Annotated in this window: 1 protein-coding gene; it reads right to left on the bottom strand. The window is 68.6% G+C overall.

Annotated elements, in window-relative coordinates; genetic code table 11:
- A partial coding sequence (locus MKL09_RS15530) for a PilZ domain-containing protein (protein ID WP_244021483.1) occupies positions 1–360 on the bottom strand: 360 nt, incomplete at its 3' end.
- Between the last annotated feature and the right edge of the window lie 13 nt (positions 361–373).

Genomic DNA, 373 nt, shown 5'->3' with positions numbered 1-373 from the left:
CGGGCCGAACGGCATCCGGAACGCCACGCCGACGCCCTCGGGGGTATGGCGCACGACCGTCGCGTAGCGCTTGCCCACCGTCACCGTCGCACCGACCTGAGGCCTTCTGTCGAGGACTAGCGCGGCGCCTGTCATGGACAGGTCGGTGACGAAGGCTTCGGCGGTGCGCGCGCCTTGCAACCCGATCCTGACATCGCGGTGTAATGGGACGATGCGAGCGGCCTTGCGCTGATCCTCGCGGTCGTCGGCACTGCGCATCCATTCCAGGCGCGCCTCGATCCGGGAACGGCGCTCGGCGTTGGCCACGAGTTGAAAGACGAAGCCACCGGGCCGCCCATAGAGCACGACGCCGTCGAGCATCCCGAGGTCATCG

This window comes from Methylobacterium sp. J-048 (assembly GCF_022829515.1).
Classification (GTDB): Bacteria; Pseudomonadota; Alphaproteobacteria; order Rhizobiales; family Beijerinckiaceae; genus Methylobacterium.
This window is presented reverse-complemented; position numbering and strand designations above follow the sequence as displayed.